The organism is Alkalibacter rhizosphaerae (assembly GCF_017352215.1).
Taxonomy (GTDB): domain Bacteria; phylum Bacillota; class Clostridia; order Eubacteriales; family Alkalibacteraceae; genus Alkalibacter; species Alkalibacter rhizosphaerae.
Window position 1 is genome coordinate 326,970 of sequence record NZ_CP071444.1, and the last position, 17,044, is coordinate 344,013.

Annotated in this window: 17 protein-coding genes; all 17 read right to left on the reverse strand. The window is 48.2% G+C overall.

Annotation, left to right across the window (positions count from 1 at the left end):
- Nucleotides 1–17: 17 nt before the first annotated feature.
- Nucleotides 18–1,988: a DUF2207 domain-containing protein gene (locus J0B03_RS01610; RefSeq protein ID WP_207300149.1), complete on the reverse strand. Its 1,971-nt coding sequence runs from the start codon at nucleotides 1,986–1,988 to the stop codon at nucleotides 18–20.
- Entirely contained in the window at nucleotides 1,975–2,523 is a 549-nt protein-coding gene (locus J0B03_RS01615; protein WP_207300150.1) for a LemA family protein, read from the reverse strand. The genes J0B03_RS01610 and J0B03_RS01615 overlap by 14 nt, the downstream gene beginning before the upstream one ends.
- A gap of 25 nt (nucleotides 2,524–2,548) precedes the next feature.
- Nucleotides 2,549–3,169, reverse strand: a complete 621-nt coding sequence (locus J0B03_RS01620) for an NUDIX hydrolase (protein ID WP_207300151.1) — start codon at nucleotides 3,167–3,169, stop codon at nucleotides 2,549–2,551.
- A gap of 26 nt (nucleotides 3,170–3,195) precedes the next feature.
- Nucleotides 3,196–3,984 (reverse strand): hypothetical protein, encoded by a 789-nt coding sequence (locus J0B03_RS01625; protein ID WP_207300152.1) that lies wholly within the window; start codon nucleotides 3,982–3,984, stop codon nucleotides 3,196–3,198.
- Nucleotides 3,971–4,858 carry a DNA-processing protein DprA gene (locus tag J0B03_RS01630; RefSeq protein WP_207300153.1) on the reverse strand — a complete coding sequence of 296 codons (888 nt, stop codon included), beginning with the start codon at nucleotides 4,856–4,858 and terminating at the stop codon, nucleotides 3,971–3,973. The genes J0B03_RS01625 and J0B03_RS01630 overlap by 14 nt, the downstream gene beginning before the upstream one ends.
- A gap of 60 nt (nucleotides 4,859–4,918) precedes the next feature.
- Nucleotides 4,919–5,800 (reverse strand): nitroreductase family protein, encoded by an 882-nt coding sequence (locus J0B03_RS01635; RefSeq protein ID WP_207300154.1) that lies wholly within the window; start codon nucleotides 5,798–5,800, stop codon nucleotides 4,919–4,921.
- Nucleotides 5,801–5,872: 72 nt separating this feature from the next.
- Entirely contained in the window at nucleotides 5,873–7,078 is a 1,206-nt protein-coding gene (locus J0B03_RS01640) for an ABC transporter permease (RefSeq protein WP_246798212.1), read from the reverse strand.
- Nucleotide 7,079: 1 nt separating this feature from the next.
- Nucleotides 7,080–7,862 carry an ABC transporter ATP-binding protein gene (locus J0B03_RS01645; RefSeq protein ID WP_207300156.1) on the reverse strand — a complete coding sequence of 261 codons (783 nt, stop codon included), beginning with the start codon at nucleotides 7,860–7,862 and terminating at the stop codon, nucleotides 7,080–7,082.
- 128 nt (nucleotides 7,863–7,990) lie between these two features.
- Entirely contained in the window at nucleotides 7,991–8,944 is a 954-nt protein-coding gene (cbiB, locus tag J0B03_RS01650) for an adenosylcobinamide-phosphate synthase CbiB (RefSeq protein WP_246798155.1), read from the reverse strand.
- Nucleotides 8,938–10,026: a pyridoxal phosphate-dependent aminotransferase gene (locus J0B03_RS01655; RefSeq protein WP_207300157.1), complete on the reverse strand. Its 1,089-nt coding sequence runs from the start codon at nucleotides 10,024–10,026 to the stop codon at nucleotides 8,938–8,940. The genes cbiB and J0B03_RS01655 overlap by 7 nt, the downstream gene beginning before the upstream one ends.
- A gap of 87 nt (nucleotides 10,027–10,113) precedes the next feature.
- Entirely contained in the window at nucleotides 10,114–11,475 is a 1,362-nt protein-coding gene (locus tag J0B03_RS01660) for a cobyrinic acid a,c-diamide synthase CobB (protein ID WP_207300158.1), read from the reverse strand.
- A gap of 16 nt (nucleotides 11,476–11,491) precedes the next feature.
- Nucleotides 11,492–12,193 carry a precorrin-6A reductase gene (cobK, locus tag J0B03_RS01665; RefSeq protein WP_207300159.1) on the reverse strand — a complete coding sequence of 234 codons (702 nt, stop codon included), beginning with the start codon at nucleotides 12,191–12,193 and terminating at the stop codon, nucleotides 11,492–11,494.
- Nucleotides 12,190–12,927 carry a precorrin-3B C(17)-methyltransferase gene (cobJ, locus tag J0B03_RS01670; RefSeq protein ID WP_207300160.1) on the reverse strand — a complete coding sequence of 246 codons (738 nt, stop codon included), beginning with the start codon at nucleotides 12,925–12,927 and terminating at the stop codon, nucleotides 12,190–12,192. The genes cobK and cobJ overlap by 4 nt, the downstream gene beginning before the upstream one ends.
- Entirely contained in the window at nucleotides 12,920–13,945 is a 1,026-nt protein-coding gene (locus tag J0B03_RS01675) for a cobalt-precorrin 5A hydrolase (protein ID WP_207300161.1), read from the reverse strand. The genes cobJ and J0B03_RS01675 overlap by 8 nt, the downstream gene beginning before the upstream one ends.
- A complete protein-coding gene (gene cobM / locus J0B03_RS01680) occupies nucleotides 13,942–14,706 on the reverse strand; it encodes a precorrin-4 C(11)-methyltransferase (protein ID WP_207300162.1) in 765 nt (254 codons plus the stop codon). Before cobM ends, J0B03_RS01675 begins: the two co-directional genes overlap by 4 nt.
- Nucleotides 14,706–15,302, reverse strand: coding sequence for a precorrin-6Y C5,15-methyltransferase (decarboxylating) subunit CbiT (gene cbiT, locus J0B03_RS01685; protein ID WP_207300163.1), 597 nt, complete (start codon nucleotides 15,300–15,302; stop codon nucleotides 14,706–14,708). Before cbiT ends, cobM begins: the two co-directional genes overlap by 1 nt.
- Nucleotides 15,271–17,040 carry a cobalt-precorrin-5B (C(1))-methyltransferase CbiD gene (gene cbiD, locus J0B03_RS01690; RefSeq protein WP_246798156.1) on the reverse strand — a complete coding sequence of 590 codons (1,770 nt, stop codon included), beginning with the start codon at nucleotides 17,038–17,040 and terminating at the stop codon, nucleotides 15,271–15,273. The genes cbiT and cbiD overlap by 32 nt, the downstream gene beginning before the upstream one ends.
- Nucleotides 17,041–17,044 lie beyond the last annotated feature (4 nt).

Below are 17,044 nucleotides of genomic sequence, written 5' to 3' on the forward strand. Positions count from 1 at the left end.
ATTCTGATCCGATGGGATCAAAATCCGCCTCCGCCTGAACCGCCTCCGCCTCCACCGCCGCCTCCGCCACTGAAGCCGCCTCCCCCACCTGTGCCGGAAGAATGTTGGGTGGTCGCTGTTTGCACGGCACTTCTTGTTACGTTGGTAAGGGACGTATTCAGTGTACGAACTGCAGTAAAGCCGCCATATCCGTAACTTCCCCGCAGAAAGGTCAAGCCCGGTTCGTTGAAGTCGGAGGGATTTAGCACCACTTGCATGGTCTCTATGACCTTGTCCGCGATCCCCAGGGATACGGCATAAACCAGGTAGTGTTCCCACAAGATGATGGATGGCACCACTGCATCGTCCAACTTGCTGAAATCTTTTAGAAATTCGGCAAACGCTTTCCATTTAACGTAGTCTTCGTTGCCTTTTTTGGTTCGACGTTTGATGGTGGCGGCATAAATGATCACAATAATGCCCACTGGAATATTGGCGATCCCAATGAGAATGCCATTGAATATGGCGACCACTCCCACCAGGATCCCGACAAAGCCGAGAAGAAGACCCAACAAGGTCCCTTTCCTTGCAGCAGGATCAAAAAATCCCTGATCTTCCGCTTCTCCTTCCACCATGGTTTTCCAAAGATCATAATCGTCAAAGAATTCCATGGCATTTTTCTTGTCTTTGGAATAGTCTTCGATCTCCTCAAAGGTGGTGGATCGTCCATTTCCGATCTTTTCGATCAACCAATAACGGACAAGTTCCTCTTCCCGGGTCAATTCCCGGCGGAGGTTTTCACGATTGTCCACAATAGTATATTCATCTACAAACTTGCTGCCCAACAAGAATCGTTTCTTTTCCACCTTGTTGATCTCCAAGTTGAACACTTTCTTTCGGATGAGATCCAGAATGGTGGCTGTCAGATCCCTTGGTGAGATCCGTTTTTGAAAATAGTTGTAACTCATGACTGCGGGACCATAGTCTGCAGGCAGTTCCCTGAAGTATTTTCCTTGGAATTGGGATTTTTTCTCTTTGTCGTATTTGAAATAGATTGCAACACCGCCGACGAGCATCCCCAACAATCCCAGGATACCCAATCCTCCGAAAAGGCTTTGCCTTCGCTGGGCGTCCTCCCGGATCTCGTTGGCTTCATCGGCCAAGGCCTGTTCCACCCGCAAAATCTCTTCCAACGCGTTCACATTGGTGGTCTTTGCACTGGATATGAGCAGATTCCTTGAAAAGATCACCCGTCCATCCAGCATCTCTCCCGGATACATCCGGTCAATGCTCAGTCGGACCTGATCATCTGCCACTATTTCCGAAGAACCTTCCAATGGCCCATGAGCGAACACCCGAAGGTCTTCACTGGATCCCGGCAAAAAAATATTGATCTCCACATTGTTCAATACATCTTCCCAACCGGAGCCGATAAAATTCCAATATACTTCTCCTACATCCTGGTGCAATACGGCTACATTTTCCAAACGGTAGGTGATCAACATGACTTTGGTGGTGTTTCTCGTAGGAGAAAAGATCTTCAAATCGGCAGTTCGATCCGTCACCGTTTGTTCGTAAACACCGCTGTCACCAGGTTGCCCCGATCCTTGTGGTATAACGGCAAATTCCACCAGATTGTTCTGGTTCAACCCTGCATTGGGGTCGATCACGGAAAAGACTTGAATATCCGTCATACCGTGGGCATTGTACAAGGGTGAATTTCCGGATAGATCTTCCAGGCCTCCCGTCGTCGGTTTGGCTCCGCCGGATGCGTATTCCAAATTCCAGAACTGACCGTTGAAACTGCCGTCATACACCAACATTTCGTGGACACTCATGGAACCGTCTTCTTCCACGTAAGCGTCGATATAATAGCCGTCGATGTCGAAATCCACATCGGATACGGCGGCCCTGGCCGTTGTCGGCCACCAAACCAATACCAAAAGTGCGATCCAGGCAAACAGGATCCCTTTTTTCATTTGTATGGAGCTTTTGTTAAAATTGGACATTGGGGGTTTCCCTGGCGGCTTCATCGATTTCAAAGAATCGTTCCTGTTGAAACTTGAACAAGCCGGCTACAATATTGCTGGGGAACATTTCCACCTTGTTGTTGTACATCAATACCGTATCATTGTAAAACTGTCGTGCAAAGCTGATTTTGTCTTCTGTTTTGGACAATTCGTCCTGCAGATTCAAAAAATTCTGATTGGCCTTCAGGTCCGGATAACTTTCCGCAAGGGCAAACAAGCGGGACAAAGCTCCGGTCAGCATGTTGTTGCTTTCCATTTCTTCTGCCGGCGTCGTTGCTTGGGTAAATTTGTTTCTCGCGTTTATAACCGCTTCCAGGGTCTCCTTTTCATGGGCTGCATACCCTTTTACGGTGTTGACCAGGTTGGGGATCAGGTCAAAACGCCGCTTCAGTTGAACATCGATCTGAGCCCAGCTGTCTTTCACTCGATTTCGCAGCGATACCAACGAGTTGTAGATTCCTGCTACACCGATGGCCACTACTGCCACTACTGCCAATACAATGATCCATTCCATTTGAAACACTCCCTCGTTTATTATTTTAATCAAAATAAGGTTCCAGATCCCTATTGTGGAAAAACGGCTCCATCATGCCCAGCTGCCGCTTTGTTACACGATAGGTGGACAGCTCCGGCAGATCGTCCAAAGCAAAATATTGGACATCCAGGGTCTCGCTTCCCGGCTGTTCCACCCCACCCACCTTTTCGCAAAGCATGAAAATAGTATATAAATAATACAAGGTCTTTGGGTGTTCGTGTTTTCGCTTGTCCAAAACTCCCAGCAATCGAACAGGTCTTACATTGATCCCCGCCTCTTCCCAGGTTTCCTTGACGGCCACTTCAGAAGGGCTGAACCCCACATCGCAGAAACCTCCCGGCAAGGTCCACTTGCCGTCGACTTTCTCCTTTACCAATAAAAAACGGCCTTTGTCATCAAATACCACCGTTCTCAAGTCCACTTTCGGCGTTACGTACAAGGATTCGCTGTGCAGCGCCATATGGATCCGCTCCGGTTCCTGGGCACTGAGCTGTGCGATCAGTTGGATCGTCGTGTCCATGATCTGCTCGTAACGTTCCAATTCATAATCGTTGGTGACAAAATGGAGGCCCGTCTTTGCCTGAGCCTGGATCATTTTTGCCAGTTCCAGTACATCTCTTTCCATTCCTGCTCCTTCTGTCCATTCGGATTCTATCTGGGAGTGACCACGGATCGTTGAATGAATCTTTCGTCTGTTTCCTGGATGAAATCTTCTTCTTCCCCGATAATAAAAAACATCACATATAAAGACTCGTCTTCAAAATATCGGGCATACATGCGTCCGTTCAGATCCACCTTTGGAAAATCCTCCTCTGCATTTCCCAGAGGAAAACCGTATTGAAAATAGGCGGGATGAAATCTCGACCAATCATGGTCGGGACTGTTGGTATGGACTTTTGCATCAAATCGAGTCCAATCATCGAATCCGGCAACAGCGATCCCACTTTTTCGATCCGTGATCTCGTAGGAAGAATTTGTATCAAAACAACCCAAGCTGCTCAAAACAAGCACATCCAGATCATAGTTGGGGATCCGCTGCAAAAGCTTTTCATCCCACGTACCGTCTTCTTTGTATAGAACCCGTGGGTCATCATCCAGACTTATTATATAACATCCATAGAAAGAAAGAAAATATTTACTGTCCTTATCGTAAATTTTGGAATGGACCCCATCCAAAGCTCCAAAACTGTAATGCACCACCATGCGGGCATCCTGATTCAACACCCGGCTCACACTGGAATTTCCGCTGGTCAACACAATGGGATACCAGTCTTTTTCCAAAGTCGACCAACCTCCAGGCATGGTCACTTTCAACGCAGGACGCCACAAGCTTTGCTGTTGCACACTGTACAAAGCCATGACAGGGATACTGATCAGATAACCACCGATCCACCAAAGAAGCAAGAAGACTATGATCCAGATCCCCTTATGTTTTTTCATGGAGATAACGGTCCAGATCACCGTCGTTTTCAATGCAGCGGATCCGGTAATCCGGATGGATCATCAGTACCCGGTTTCCTCTTCGACTGTTCGGATCCATATTGGGATAACCTACCACTGCAATGGGTTTGTCCAGATCTTTGGCAAAATTCACCGTATGCATGGTCCCGCCGACGATATCTGTTTCCACTACCAGCATCCTGTTGCTAAAGATAGCTTGCAGCCGGTCTCTGGCAATAAATTTATATTGTTCCGGTTTTTCATCCGGCTCATACTCGGAAACCAGGAGCCCCTGGTTGTCCAAGATTCTTATGGCCAATTCTTCGTTAATGGCGGGATAGACCCTATTGATCCCACCTGGCATAATGGCCATGGTCCTTCCCGTGGTATCCAAAGAACCCATATGGGCATAGGTATCACACCCTGCCGCCAATCCACTGATGATGGTATGCCCTCTCTCTCCAGCTCTTTTTGCAAAACGAAAAGCCCTTTCCCGACCTTCCTGGGACGGTTTTCTGGTACCAATGATCCCAATAGATTCCTTGTTTGCCAGCAGTTTTTCATTCCCTTTTACATAAAGGATGGAAGGGCGAACATCCAACCTGCCGAATTTTGGAGGATAGTTCGGTTGATCAAACGAAACAGGCCGGATATTGGATCGGTGGCAGGTTTCCAAGATCCGGTCTTTTTTGCGCAGTGCCTGTTCCAACACATGTTTTTTCACCGTACTTTTCTGAAGCATCTGGACAAAACGCAACAGATCTTCCATGGAAGGCTGTTCCAGACCCCCAAAAAACTCATATGCGTGATGAATGGTACGGGACCCGATCCCTGGAATCGCTCCCAATGCGATGATTTTTTCAACGGCATCCATGCTTGTCCCCCCTACCCTTCTGCATTCTATCGAAAAAAAGAACCGAAACGGTTCTTTTTCTTATTGCCTGGAAAAATACCCCGGTACGAAATAATCTGCGGGTATCCCCTGGTCTTTCCCGCTTCTTGGAACCAGCGTCCAGGATCCTTGCAGCCCATATTCCGACATGATCTTCTCCAGATAAAACATGATGATGCCCGCCTCCAGCATCTCGTGTTCTGCGTTGATCTTCAATTCCTCGTCTTTTCGAATGGCCACATATATTTTTTTATTTCGAAGGATAAATCGCCAGGGCTGACGATTCAACGTGGATGGAGCAAATCGTACATAATGAAAAACATCTTCCAAACCATAGGATCTCAGTTCATCCCAAGTGGGGTTCTTTCCCCATTCATCCAGGTAGACCAGCTCTTCCGGTTTCAACCGATAGGACGTATTGTCGTCCACCACTTTCAAGGTGGCCTTGGAATAATTTTGCCCCGTTTCAAGAGGATTGATCACTTTTTTGTCCCATTTTTTATACCCGACGGCAATCAAGGCCGCAGCCTCCCGCTCGTCAGAGATCCCCAAAGCTTCCTTGACGTCAGATCCGTCTTCCGGAACGTTCAGCCAACAGCTGTCGATGTCGGCCATGGCCAGTTTCAGCATCAGACTTTCTGCATAGTATCCCGTTTGGATTTGATGATTTGCTATTTCCTTGCTTAGAAACAAGACATAATGGGGGGCTTTGACCATGTGGCCATTGTATCCTGCAATGCCCTCCAGTATCTTGCAGGCCCAGTCCCCGTCTTCCAGAAGCATGGCTTCCAGGTCCGTATCCTTTACCAATGCATCCCGGTATTGCACATCGGTCAAGATCGCTTGCAACGTATCCAATGGCACGTTTTTTTCCTTGAATTCCCGAATCGATTTTCTCTCCGTTAAAATTTTTCGTAAAGTCATGTGAATCATCCTCTCGTTCGTTGATCGTCGATACAAAATCTATACCCTTGAAACCATAAATAAATCAAAGTTCTACTGATTGAACATGACACTTTCCTTCTCAAAAAGTGTTTTGATGACATACACCAAAATGACGGTGACCACCAAGGCAGCCCCCACATTGAGCAACAGTCCAACCATGGGCATTTCAAAATTCAACACGCTTTTCATGGCCAAGATGCTTCCATATACCGGAATGGCATACTCCACGATCTCCGGAGTTTTCGTAGAATACATGTTGCTGAAGGCCGCGATCATGACGACAAAGTAAATGGGCATCAGATAAGTCCCTGCTTCTTTTACATTTTTTGCCAGAACGGAAGCAACGCTGATGAGGCCAACGAAGATCCCTTCCAGGGCAATAAGGATCGCCAGGATCATCAAATAGTCTTTGGGCCCATATTGAATAAATTCACCCAAATTCATCCCCAGATCTCCAGTCATGGATTCTGCCAACATGGGCAAGGCGATGATGATGCCGATAAATGACGACAGGGCACTTAAAAACGCCAGGATCCCCAAGCTGATCACTTTTCCAAAGGCAATGACGTTTCGACCAACCGGTGTCATGAGCAGGGTCGCCATGGTGCCTCTTTCCTTTTCTCCGGCTATGGAATCCGGACCCAGGGACATGGCCCCTGCAAAGAGAAATATGGTGATCATCATGGGGAGCAGCATGGACAACAAACGGCCGGACGCTTTTCGGTCATCCATTACTTCCGCTTCCTCATTGTTGCGGTTGATGTCAAAGACCGAGGCATAAGCCGGGTTTCCCAACCGTTCTCCCAGCAATTGGTTTTCATAGGCGCCAAGGACCTGCTGCACCAAATAATGGGCGCTGGAGGAATAATCTTCACTGGGATTGTGATAGGTGTCGATGTTGGGCTTTTCGCCCCCTTCGTAGTTTAACACCTTGGATTCAAACTCCGGATCCACCACCAAGAGGACATCCGCATCTCCTTGAAGGATCTGCTCCTTGATCCCGTCGACTTCACCAGTCCCTACCGTTTCCACTTCTGCACCTGCTGCAGCAATGGCCTGGTTCAAGGCGTCCGGTGCCTCAACAGTATAAACGGTAGACACGTGTTCTTCTACATCGGTGATCATGCTTCTGGCACCGATACCGATCACACCATAAAGCACGATCAGCATCACTGGCGGCAAGATCAATGTGGTGAAAACCAAACGACGATCCGTAAACAGTCTTCGAAGTTCTTTTTTTACGATGATTCCTATCATTTTACCCAAGATGACCCACCTCCTGATTCTTTAAATACATCTGGAAGAAAGCATCCTCCAAATCTTTTTGTCCCATGGATTCACAAATGGACGCAACGGTCCCCTCCGCTGCGATCTTTCCATCCAAAATGATGGCGACGCGATCGCATAGTTTTTCCGCCACGTTCATGATGTGGGTGGAGATGATGATGGTTTTGCCCTTGTTTCGCATTTCCACCAGGTAATCCGTGACCCCTTTTGCGGTGATGATGTCCAGACCGTTGGTGGGCTCGTCAAAAATAATGATTTTCGGATCATGGACCAGGCTGACGGCAATGGACAATTTCTGCTTCATCCCCGTGGACAACTCTCCTATGGCCACGTTTTGAAAATCATTGATCCCAAAACGTTGGAACAGTTCCTCTTTTCTTTCCTGGATGACTTCCTTGTCCAGACCATAGAGCTTTCCAAAAAATTCAATGGTATAAGCCGGCGTGAAGTGGGTGTCCAGCTTCAGTTCGTTGGTCAGAAAACATAGGGAGCTTCGCACATCCTGTCCGGATTCCACCACGTCATACCCTTCCACCCGAATGCTTCCGGCAGTCGGTTTGATCAGGGTGGAGATGCACCGCAGGGTCGTGGTTTTCCCGGCGCCGTTGGGCCCTAGCAAGCCAAAGATCTCCCCTTCCCGGGCTTGAAAGGAAATGCCGTCTACGGCAACTTTTTCCCGCTGGGCCGTCTTTTCCTTTTGCCGGTCTTTCTTGCTTAACGTGTAGACTTTTTTTAGATTGGATACTTCGATCAAATGGATCCCTCCTTGTCTTTTACCATGATAACAAATTAACAAGATGGAGTAAACGATTCCCAACAGGTTTTAATCAAATTTTAACGAAACAAAAAACACAGATCCTTATTGTACCTGTGTTTTTCTCATCAAAGAAACAAATAGATCATTCCTATCAGGGCGATAAACAAGACTGCAGACATGAACATCAGATGTATCGTACTTCGAATGTCCTCTTCCCTTGCTTCCCGTGTCCCATCTCCTATGGTGGGTTTTTCCACCAGCACCCCTCCATACTCGTGGGCTCCCCCCAATTGGATCCCCAATGCGCCGGCCGCTGCACTTTCCGACCAGGCGGAATTGGGGCTCTTGTGGTTGGCATGATCCCGTTTCAGGATCTTCCATGCCCTTTTAAGATCCAGACTCAAAAAAAAGGAAGCAACCACCATCAGCGGTCCTGTCAATCGAGCCGGTATATAGTTTAAAACATCATCGGTCTTGGCGGAAAACCGTCCCAGATCGATGTATTTGTCGTTTTGATAGCCCACCATGGAATCCAGGGTACTGACAGCCTTGAAAGCCATGGAGCCCAACGGTCCAAAAAGCAGGGCATAGAGCATGGGTGCGATGACGCCGTCAGTGGTGTTTTCCGCAATGGTCTCCACAGTGGCTTTCACCACTTCCTGTTCCGACAAATCTTTTGTATCCCTGCCCACGATATAGCGCAGCCGCTCTCTTCCGGCTTGCAGACCACTCTTTAAGGCTTTCACCACTTGAAGGCCTTCGTAGCGGAGAGATTTTAGGGAAATGGATGCATACACGAAATAGACTTTAAGGACATATCCCAGGATCGGATGAATCCGATCCCCCAACCACAAGATCCCCCATACCACCAAAACGGTAACCAACACCGTATCCAGGGCAAGGGCGACTCCAGCGGCTCGCAGTGCTCCGTCTTCCTTGAAATAACGTCGGATCAGCCTCTCTTCAAAATTGATGTAGGCCCCAATGGCTCGTACGGGATGGTAGAGCCAATAGGGATCTCCCAAGATCAGATCCAATAGAAAGGCGAGAAACAAGATCTCCATGTTTTCTTTCAGCACGTCCCCACCGTCCCTTTATCCAGGAGTCGATCCAACACTTTTCTCAAAGATTCCAACAATTCGTTGTTTGCCTGTTCATCCTTGATCCCGATTCGAAAATAGGAATCGCCCAAGGCCACGTAATTGGAACAATCCCGGATCAGGACCCGGTCCCCCAACAATTCTTTCTGCAGATTCGCTACGGACCATTGACTCCATGGGATCTTGCACAACAAATAATTGCCCATGGACGGAAAAACCAAAAATCCCAACTTCTCCAGTTCCATTTTCATCTCACTGCGTCTTTTTTTATTGACGGCAGCCGATTTTTCGACAAAAACTTTCAGTTCGGGCAAGGCTCTTGCCGCCCCCACTCCTTGGGCCGACAAGGTCCATGGGGTTTGAAATCGTCGGTAGCGATCCAATCGGCTGGTATTGGTCAATACGTAGCCCAAGCGAACGCCCGGTATGGCAAACATTTTTGTCAGGGATCCGGCAATGATCAAGTTGTCGTATTCAAACACCAGATCCCGGCAGGACAGATCATCGCAATAATCGATGAACGCTTCATCCAGCACCACCAAGGTTCCTTTGTTTCTGGCTTGAGTCAATACAAACTCCAACTTGTCTCGTTCCAAAATGCTGCCAAGAGGATTGGACGGGTTGCAGACGAAAAGCATGGTGTCCTCCTCCATCTCCCTGCAGATCCGATCCAGATCGTAGATCACTTTATCGTCTTGCAGTATGGGAACGTGCACAGTTTTTGCCCCGATATTTTCACTGAGCCGCTGATATTCTACAAAAGCCGGTTGTAGGATCACCGTTTTTTTCGGCCGTTCCTTCTCCACGATCAGTTGAAGTGCACCAATGCCCCCATTGGCGGGCAATATGTTTTCCTTGGGAAATGATAAAAAATCTTCCAAGTTTTCCTTGGTCTCTTCCATGTTCACATCGGGATAAAACCCGATCTCCTCCACCGAATCCAGGATCGCCTGTTTCATGATCTCCGGTGTTCCTTCCGGATTCAGGTTCGCCGAAAAGTCCTTCCATTGAAAGGGAGAACCTCCCTGCCATACATTACCTCCATGCTTGAATTCGCTCATATTCCGTCTCCTTGCCGATAAATTCTAGTCGATCTCCTTCTATTTTAACACAAAGCCGCCTAAGGGACATGCTCGTTTTCAATCGTTTTACAGGAGTTTTTCCGTCAATTCCGGTGCAGTGTAAAACATCAAATGAGGGTACCCGGCAATCGTCTGTTTCTTATGTGCTCCACATTCCCAGTTTTTGATGATGGTTCCGTCTTTTTCTTTGGCCAGTCGATAAAAGCCGGGAAGGTGTTCTCTACCCTCCCATATCCTTGTGTGGTGAAATTCATGACCTTTGGTTTCTTTTGGAGCTTCCGGAAAATCCATTTCCAGCCGTACATATCCGAAATTCTGCAACCGATCCGTCATTTCCATGTGAAAGGGCAGATACCCCACAAACTCATGGGTCCCTTTTTCTTCTTGGGTGATGGTAGTGGAAAGATACATGTAACCTCCGCACTCGGCGTAGCATTTTCCGTCATTTTCCAGGTATTCAAGAATACTTTCTTTCATGGACACATTTTCTTCCAACTCTTTCGCGAACACTTCCGGAAATCCGCCTCCGATATAAAGGGAATCGATCCCTTCCGGCAGACGAGCATCCTTCATGGGAGAGAACTCCACCAGGATCGCTCCTGCGTCGGTCAATAGATCCAAATTGCTTTGGTAATAGAAGGTGAAAGCCTTGTCTCTGGCGATCCCTATTTTCCTGCCGGCAAAATGAGTCGCCAGTTGTTGTTGCATGACCATAAACCGCTCCTGGTCCACTTCCATGGTCTCCACACCCTTGGCCATCCTCAGTAATCCATCCAGATCGATGCAGGCTTCCACCGTCTCTACCAGTTTTCCCACATTTTCATGAAACTTCTCCACTTCATCGATGGGCACCAAACCCAAATGTCGACTTTCCAAATGAAAATCCTTGTTCTTCGGAAGATAACCAAAACAGGGGATCCCTGTCTTGTACTCGATGGCTTCTTTGATCAATTGATAGTGATGTTCTCCGGAAACTCGGTTCACCAAAACCCCGCGGACCTCTACATGTGGGTCCATCTGCTGGAATCCCAAAACCATGGCGGCTGCACTGCTGGAGATCCCGCTGCCATCAATGGCCAGGACCACCGGCGTCTTGGTCATGGAGGCAGTATATGCACTGCTGCCTCTTGGATCTTTCAAGCTTAAGGAATCAAACATTCCCATGACGCCTTCAACGATGGCAACATCCGCCTGCTGTTCCACCCGATCCAACAAGTATTTTATGGTGTCCTCGTCCAGAAGATACGTGTCCAGGTTGTAAGATGGCCTTCCTGTGACGATCTGATGAAACCCTGTATCGATATAATCCGGTCCGGTCTTGCAGGGACCGACTTTCATTCCCCGTTTCGTCAACGCCGCCATGATCCCCAAGGAGAAAGTAGTTTTCCCCACGTTGCTGCTGGTTCCTGCAATCATAAATCGACTCATGTGTTGGTTCTCCCTTCTATTCTACCGGTCGTCCATAGACAAGCACTTGTATTCCCATTTCCAAAGCCGGCAATACTTTTTCCAAAGTACCTCCAGGTTTTCCACTGTCCTTTGTCACCATATATTCGATATCGTAATCTCGATAGATCGCTAGATTGAGCTCTTTGCTGAACGGACCCTGCAGACCAAGGATCCTGCTCGGATCCAACCCCAACCCTTCGCATTTCATCAACACCTGGGATGTGGGCAATACTCTCACATAGGAACGGTGGATCAGATCCTTTATCATCACCTGATCCAACCCATTGCTGCCAATGGTCCACAGTATGTTTCCTTTCGTTTTTTTCAGGTATTCTGTCAATGGCTCATATCGATGGAAGGTGTACATCTTGGGATGTTCCAAACCAACCAAGGAAGTTTCCCGATGGATCCTTCCATAGGGAATGACCAGCTCTTCACAGGCTTTCTTTATATTTCTGGAGACTTCTACCGCATAAGGGTGGGTCCAATCCACTACCCGCTTCGGATCGTGAGCAAGGAGAAATTTCTTCATTTCCTCCAGGTTTTTTCTTCCGGATACCACCTGCAGCTTCTCCTGTTCCGGATAGAGACTGGCACCGTAGGCCGTAGCCACACTGACCACGATCTCCTCCCCTTGATCCAATCTATCCAATACCCAGTCTCTGCCGTCCTTTGTTCCGGCAAAGACCACGATCATATCTGATAACCCCTTGGCGTGATCATATGTCCATTTTCTACGTAAGTGGCACTGTTTCCAATGAAAACGGTAGTGAACATATCCACATCCAATTGGTCCAAGACTCCCAATGTGGAGATTTGATGGATCTGACCATCTCTAAATGCATTTTTCACGATGCCTACTATCGTATCTGCAGATTTATACTGCAGCAGGATCTCTTGGGCCTTGTTCAAATAATCCGGTCTCGATTTGCTCTTTGGATTATAGAATACCACACCAAAATCCCCTTGTCCTGCACAATGTATCCGCTTTTCGATCAGTGACCAATCCGTCATCAGATCCGACAGGGATATGGTCACGTAATCGTGCATCAGGGGAGATCCCAATATGGCCGCTCCTGCATTGGCGGAAGTAACACCCGGAATGATGGCCACATCGAATTTCGACAAGTCATGTTCCTTGGCGAGGATCTCCAAAATGAGACCGGCCATTCCGTACACTCCCGGATCTCCACTGCTGACAACGGAAACCACTTTATTTTTCATAGCCAGTTCGATGGCCTTTTTGCATCGTTCCACTTCTCGGGTCATTCCATTTTCCACGATCTCTTTTCCAACCGTCAGTGGACGGATCAATTCCATATAGGTTTTATATCCAACCACTACTTGAGAATCCTTGATCGCTTGTATGGCCTGACCAGTCATGTTTTCTTCAAATCCGGGACCGATCCCGATCACATTTATTTTATACATTCGTTTTTCTCCTCCATATGGACAGCGTCACGCCATCCTTGATTGTCTTGGGAACCAAAAGTGTCCCGTTTTTGGATGCGATGTAACCGCAAGGCTCGGCCACTGCACCAGTACCGATGGTCTTTTTCACAAAACTGGACTGAACGAACTTCTCTTCCGTCCTTGCAAGCTGATCCCTGGAAAGAACCACCAGTGTGATATCCAGCCATTGTACCGTTTCCAGGATACCCGCTTCTTCCGCCTTGATGTCCACCGTCGCCATCAAAGCCAATCCGTCCAAATCCAAATTATTTTCTTCAAAAGTTTCAAGCAACGCTCTTTTGATCGTTTCAAAAGGAATATCTTTACGACAACCCAACCCTACCACCAGATCTTTCGGGATCAACTGGACAAAAGGAAGATCCATGGTAATGTTCCGTTGAGAACTTACGACTAAAATTCCCTTCGGTTCTTGACACGAAGGAAAGGTCTCCTTGTTCATGTAACCAAAAGGATCCACCACTTTTACCGGTTCATCGTTGACGAATAGGGAGGTGATGACTTTTGCCCCCTCCAGATCTTTTAAGATCAGATCATATTTCAAGGCTAAAACATCCACCGCATGTTTATCGGAAACATCGGAAGCTGTAGTGATCACCGGCTGTGCTCCCAACCATCGACCCAATTTCCTTGCCAGATCATTGGCGCCACCCAAATGACCGGAGAGCAGGCTAATGACATGAACTCCCCCTTCGTCCATTACCAGAACTGCCGGATCCTTGTCTTTTGAATCCAACATGGGAGCAATGCTTCGAACGACAATACCCGTGGCCATTATGAAAAGAACGCCAGCATGGGACGAAAGCGCCTTCTCCACCGTTTCCCGGAAGAATGAATAGCCGACTTCTGTCCCCAAGGTCCATTTCTCCGGCAAGTACAGGGTCACAGGTCGGTCCGGTACTAAATTCTCCACCCTTCTGGCCAATGCGCATCCCTTTTTCGTCAAAGCCATGACGCCAAGGGAATGGTCTTTTATCATTTGGGGATCCCGTCCCGGAACATGTGGGTGAAGTGTTTGTCGTAGAGCAGACTTAATTCATACTCGTCTCCAAGGAAATCTCCCACAAGGATCTGTGCCGTTTTGGTGATTCCCGCCGTTTTCACCTTTTCAGCGATGTCTTCCAGTGTTCCCAACAGGATCCTTTCTTCCGGCCAGCTTGCTTTTTCCACGATGGCCACAGGAGTCGTTCCGGGATAATGAGTCATCAGACGGGCAACCACGTTATCCATGTCCTGAACGGAGAGAAAAATGGCCATGGATGCTTGATGGGACGCCAGTTTTTCAAGCGCTTCTCCTTCCGGTACAGGCGTGCGTCCTTCCAGTCGGGTGCATATGACGGTTTGGGATACGCCGGGAAGAGTAAATTCCTTTTTTAGTGCAGCAGCTGCCGCAGTAAAAGAGCTGACTCCCGGGATCACTGCGTATGTGATTCCTTTTTTTTCTAGTGCATCCATCTGTTCCCTTATTGCTCCGTAGATCGAAGGATCTCCAGTGTGGACTCGGGCAACCAACAAGTTGCTTGCCGTTGCTTTTTCCATGACTTCCAGAACTTCCTCCAGAGTCATGGATGCACTGTTGTAAATGGCTGCTTCTTTCTTTGCACACGCGATGATGTCCGGATTGACCAGCGAACCGGCATAAATGATCACATCGCTGCTCTCTACGATTTTTTTCCCCTTCACTGTGATCAGGTCCGGATCTCCCGGTCCTGCACCGATAAAATATACTTGTTTTTCCATCATTGGATCTCCTCTTCTTTGTTTAGTTTTCCAGTGACGATATAAATGGGATTGTTTCCCTCCATCATGGTAACTCCTCCTACCGACCGTCCCCTGGCAACGCTCACCTGTATGGTCTCGCAGTCAAACCCGGCTGCTTTCAATCCTTGGATAAACATCACGGCGTTTTCCAAAACGATAAAATTGCCGACCACAATACCATCCGCTTTCAAATGACCTGCGATCCATTCCACGATTTGGGGCAAATTCCCCTTGCTGCCTCCAACCACGATCCGATCTACCGGTTCTACAATGTCCAGATCTTCGGGGGCCTTTCCCAACACCGGGATTACATTATGAAGGCGGAACAAGGACAGATTTTTCCGGATCAGATCCATGGCCGCTTCATTGGTCTCGATGGCAATAACTTTGCCATTAGGGGTCTGCAAGGCCATTTCCACCGTGATGGATCCTGTCCCGGCACCAATGTCCACACCGACCAAACCATCTTCCATCCGCAATTTGGACATAGTGATGGCTCGGATCTCTTCCTTGGTCATTGGAACGGCCCCTCGTTCAAAATGTTCATCCGGGATACCCGGGTAATATTTTTTCATCAATCAACACCACCACATTCAGATTTTCAAATCCCATTGCCTTTGCTTCCTCCAAGCTGCACCGGGTGATCTTCTCCTGGGGATAGGAAAGATCTTCCCCCACGATCATGGTGCGGTCCACTCCTTTGTCCAACAAGATCCTGGCTATTTGGCCCGGAGTGTTTTTAGGATCGGTCAGCAAAACACAAACAGGCGCAGACCGGATTCGATCCAGCGGAAATTCATTGTTGCCATGGAGACTGACAATATCTGCCGGATGCCACATTTCCTGCAACCTTGAAAAGAGATAGGTAACGGAAGATATCCCAGGAACCACACGAAATGTCACTTCCGGTGCATTTCTTTTCAAATAGGCGGTCAGACTGTAAAACCCCGGATCGCCGGATACGAGACAGGCCACCTGTTTTTTCTTATGAAAGGTTTTCATACACTCCAATGCCCCGGAAAGACCATCCTCCACGTACATTTTTTGTTTCCCTTCCATCTGCAGTCGTCCTTCCAGACTTTCCAGATGACGTCGGCCTCCGATAAGGACCTCTGCATCCTCCAGTGCTTCCCAGGCTTTGGGCAACACATAATCGGGATGCCCTGGTCCCATACCCACAATAGCTACGGGGTAGAGTTCCCTGATCAGGGAAAATGCAGATGGATTCCAACCCAGGATGCCATGGTCGTTGGAAAAGACCAACAGCTTCAAGTCCAATTCCTGTCCCAACTTATAGCGTAGATGGTACTCGATCCGTTCCATGATTTTTTCCATCACCGGCTTCATCCGACCATCTTTTTTCAAGTGATCCAAGGCATCGTCGCATGTAGCACTGGACAGGATCTTTTGCAGCAATTCCTTGTCTGCACCACATGCTCCTGCATGGGCAGCCAAAATCTCCATGCGCGCATCCGAATGATGGGAATGGGTATTCATGATACCGCCTGCCAGTTTCACCATTTTACCGATGTGTCCCACAAAAACCGCTTCTTGAAACTTTAAATCGGAGATCATTTCCAGTACTTCGCCAAAATGGTTCCCGATCTTGATGCTGTTTTCCATGGAAACATCCAAGTGATCCGACGCAAACTGCCTTCCATAGTTTCCAGGGAAAACGATCACTTGATGAGAACCGTTGTTTCGTATTACGTTCAGCTCCACTCGAAGAGAATCCAACAACGCTTTTTCACTCATGGGTTCCACGATCCCAGTCGTTCCGATGATGGAGATCCCCCCTTCGATTCCAATACGGGAATTGTAGGTTTTTCGGGCTCGCTGCACTCCATCGGGAACAAAAATCGTCACTTCCAGCCCTCCTTGGTACCCCGTTTCCTGGATCACGGTTCGGGTTTCCTGAAGGATCATCTGTCTGGGTATGGAATTGATGGCAGCCGAACCCACCGGTTGGTCCAATCCCTTTTTTGTCACGACACCAATTCCTTCTCCTCCAAGGATTCGTATGCCCGCCTCTTTCGTTTTTTTTACACGGGCACCAATGTACATGCCATGGGTACTGTCCGGATCATCCCCGGCATCTTTTCTGATCATGCAGGAGACCGAACTTTCTTCCACCCTTGCATTTTCAACCGATAGCGAAAGCTCCCAGCCCTTCGGGGTGGAAATGGAAACGGTGGATATTTTTTCATCCGATAGAAGCATGATCGCAGCAGCTTTAGCTGCCCCGGCGGCGCAGGAACCGGTAGTAAATCCGTATCGAAGGCGTTTCCCGCCTTTTTCAACAAACCGCTCCACTGCC